Here is a 3,369-nt window from a genome sequence, read left to right on the forward strand (position 1 = left end):
GTGTTAAGAAATCAGAAGTTCTGATTAAATCTTGAGGTAAATAAGAATCATCTACTTCAAATTCGAAACCGTCTTCTGTGTTTTTAATTGTTGCAAAAACACTTAAAATTTCAAAAATATCTTCTTCAGAAGTCATTTCATCAATTGTGATTGAAATTTTTCCGTTTTCGAATCCATTTACATTAATTTCTTCTTCTGCAAAAATCTTCACAATTTCGTCAGAGTTTTCAACCTCAATTTGAATTGTATCGAAGAAATTTGTATTCACTAATTTAAATCCTAAATGCTCTAAACCTCCGTGTAAAACAGCTGCTTTAGTATGGATTTGATCAGCGATATATTGTAAACCATCTTTACCGTGATAAACCGCGTAGAAAGAAGCCATAACTGCTAACAATACTTGTGCAGTACAAATGTTAGAAGTTGCTTTTTCACGTTTGATATGTTGTTCACGCGTTTGTAAAGCCATACGCAATGCATAATTTCCTAAACGATCTTGAGAAACTCCAATAATACGTCCTGGAATTACACGCTTATATTCTTCTGTACAAGATAAGAAAGCTGCGTGTGGTCCTCCGTATCCCATTGGAACACCAAAACGTTGAGAAGTACCAATTGCAATTTCAGCTCCCCATTCACCTGGAGGTGTTAATAATGTTAAAGCTAATAAATCTGTTGCAACAGCAACTTTTACGTTAACAGCATTTGCTTTTTCTACAAATGATTTATAATTATTGATTTGTCCTCCTTTTCCGATGTATTGTACAATCGCTCCGAAGAATTCTTCTGTTAATTCAGTTGTTTCAAAGTTTCCAACAACTAATTCAATTCCTAAACCGTGTGCTTTCGTTTCTAAAACTGCTACAGATTGAGGGAATAAGTTGTCTGCTACAAAAAATTTGTTGACATTGTTTTTCTTTTGATCACGAGAACGAGATTCAAATAACATGTGCATTGCTTCACCACATGCAGTTCCTTCGTCTAATAAAGAGGCATTTGCAATAGGTAAACCTGTTAAGTCAGAGATAACAGTTTGAAAGTTTAATAAAGCTTCTAAACGTCCTTGCGCAATTTCAGCTTGGTATGGTGGATAAGCTGTGTACCAACCAGCATTTTCTAATATATTACGTTGAATTGGTGCTGGTAAAATTGTACCATAATATCCATATCCAAGATAATTTTTTACTTTTTTATTTTTTGAAGCGATTTCAGCTAAATGATTAATAGCTTCAAATTCTGATAAAGCTTCTGGTAAATCCAAAGCATTTTTCAATCGAATATTCTGAGGAACTGTAGCCTCAATTAAAGAATCAATAGAATCTTTCCCAATTACAGAAAGCATTTCAGCTGCTTGCTGTGCATTGTTTCCAATATGTCTAATGGAAAAATCGTTTGTGTTCATTGTGTTTGCGCTATGTTTATTTTCGCGTAAAAATACATTTTTTTCTCTTAAAATAAAAGCAAAAAAGAATGATAATAATTAATCGAATGAATGAGTTAGAAAAATAGTTTTTATAAAATAATTAAGAATAAAAACGTTCTTTTTTTTAAAAATTAGTAATATTGGCAATAAAATTGAGACAGTTAATTCGATAGAATTGCTTAATTTTATTCTATGTTTAAAAAATCTATGCAAACAGACGATTTTATGGAACTTAATGAAAATATTTCTGAAGTCAAAAAAGAGAAAAAATTTCCTTTTCTAAAAAAATTGGAAATCATGATGGAAGATGCAAAATTGCAAGATGCGAAAAAATCTAAAATGAAACGTGTTCATAAAAAAGGAAATTCGCAAATCGCAAAAAAAATGGGTGAAGAAGCTGTAGAAATGGTGATCGCTTCGGAACAAGATAACGATGAAAACTTTTTAGAAGAATCGGCAGATGTTTTCTTTTATTACCTTATGGCGCTACATGCCCGTGGTTTTGAACTGAAAGATGTCTTGGAAATTCTGAAGAAAAGACACAAAAAATAATAAAACCAAATACTACTATGCAAAAAGGCGGAACGTCGATAAAATTAATTGTTGCAGCTGCAATTGTTATTTTCTCTGTGATTAAATATTTTTCTTCTTCTTCTATAAACGAATTAACTGGTGAAAAGCAGTATATATCATTGACTAAGGATGATGAAATTGCAATTGGAATTAATTCGGCTCCGCAAATGGCACAAGAATTTGGTGGATTATCTCAAAATTCACAATACCAAGAAATCGTAAAACGAGTAGGAGCAAAAGTTGTCAATAATAGTGATGCTCATAAAACCAATTATCCTTTTCAGTTTTATGTTTTGGCAGATAATCGAACGGTAAATGCTTTTGCGTTGCCTGGTGGACCAATTTTTATTACCGAAGCGTTGTTGACACGTTTGCAAAGCGAAGATCAATTGGCTGGTGTTTTAGGCCACGAAGTTGGTCATGTTATTGCACGTCATAGTGCAGAACAAATGTCGAAGCAAGAACTTTCGCAAGGAATTGCAGGCGCGGCTGGAGTTGCTGCTGGAGATGTAAATTCGGCTTATTATGCACAAGTTGTAGCGAATATGGTAAATATGAAATATGGTCGTGATGATGAATTAGAGTCAGATGATTTGGGTGTACGATTTATGATTCAGGCAGGTTATAATCCTGAAGCATTAATTGGTGTGATGGATATTTTAGAAGAAGCATCAGGAGGAAGCCAAGTGCCAGAATTTCAAAGTACGCATCCATCGCCATCTAATCGTCGTGAAAAAATAAAAGCAGCTATTAATGAATATAGAAATCAGTGATGAAGTCGAAAATTCATTTTACTTTTATTGAAATTCTTTACTTGCTACAAATAATTTGTTGTTATATTTTTTATTGCTACACGATTGGTTTTGTTCAGAAAATTAATCATGATACTTACATAGAAGTTTCTTCGTACTTAATGAATCCAGGAGAATCTGATGATAATGTTATAGCTATGTTAGGTTGGTTGTCTCTTGTAGCTTTTATGATTAGTATCTGGCTTAAGAAAAAGATAATACTATTATTTTTCTATTTGACGTTTAGTTTGTTATTCTTTTTTTTAATTCAAATGGGAGAAATAGATTCAACAATTCTTTATGGGAATTATATTTTGTTATTAATAATGCTAATTTTAGGAATATTAACACTTTACCTTTTTTATTTGTTAGCTAAAAAGTTTTTAAACAAAAATTCAGATAATCAAAAAATATAATGAAAGTCCATTTTTCTTATCTTGAAGTTTTATATTTGATTCAATTAATCTGTTGTTTTTTATTTATTAAATACACAGATGGATTAGGGTATATGCAAGGAGATGAATTTTATTATACTACTCAATTACATTCTTCAGGAGGAGAAGATGAAGTTTCGATTTATAG

The 3,369-nt window shown here is 31.6% G+C and carries 3 protein-coding genes and 1 pseudogene; 3 read left to right on the forward strand and 1 reads right to left on the reverse strand.

The window, feature by feature from the left end; translation table 11 throughout:
- Positions 1-1,402: pseudogene (locus Q0616_RS08390) on the reverse strand (glycine dehydrogenase (aminomethyl-transferring)); the annotation flags it as partial.
- A gap of 213 nt (positions 1,403-1,615) precedes the next feature.
- Between Q0616_RS08390 and hisE the strand changes: the two are divergent.
- The 3 genes from hisE (at position 1,616) to Q0616_RS08405 (ending at position 3,203) form a co-directional block, all read left to right on the forward strand.
- Positions 1,616-1,975, forward strand: coding sequence for a phosphoribosyl-ATP diphosphatase (gene hisE / locus Q0616_RS08395; RefSeq protein ID WP_225542654.1), 360 nt, complete (start codon positions 1,616-1,618; stop codon positions 1,973-1,975).
- A 17-nt stretch (positions 1,976-1,992) separates the two neighbouring features.
- The gene (locus tag Q0616_RS08400) at positions 1,993-2,769 is read left to right on the forward strand and encodes a M48 family metalloprotease (RefSeq protein WP_286484176.1); all 777 of its coding nucleotides are present in this window, start codon (positions 1,993-1,995) and stop codon (positions 2,767-2,769) included.
- A 140-nt stretch (positions 2,770-2,909) separates the two neighbouring features.
- The gene (locus tag Q0616_RS08405; protein WP_260544261.1) at positions 2,910-3,203 is read left to right on the forward strand and encodes a hypothetical protein; all 294 of its coding nucleotides are present in this window, start codon (positions 2,910-2,912) and stop codon (positions 3,201-3,203) included.
- Positions 3,204-3,369: the final 166 nt, after the last annotated feature.

The organism is uncultured Empedobacter sp., assembly GCF_937930195.1.
GTDB lineage: Bacteria > Bacteroidota > Bacteroidia > Flavobacteriales > Weeksellaceae > Empedobacter > Empedobacter stercoris.

What these genes read in the sequence shown, in the direction of transcription:
- hisE (WP_225542654.1), top strand. Translation starts at nt 1,616, where the DNA reads ATGTTTAAAAAATCTATGCAAACAGACGATTTTATGGAACTTAATGAA.
- Q0616_RS08405 (WP_260544261.1), top strand. Translation starts at nt 2,910, where the DNA reads ATGAATCCAGGAGAATCTGATGATAATGTTATAGCTATGTTAGGTTGG.
- Q0616_RS08400 (WP_286484176.1), top strand. Translation starts at nt 1,993, where the DNA reads ATGCAAAAAGGCGGAACGTCGATAAAATTAATTGTTGCAGCTGCAATT.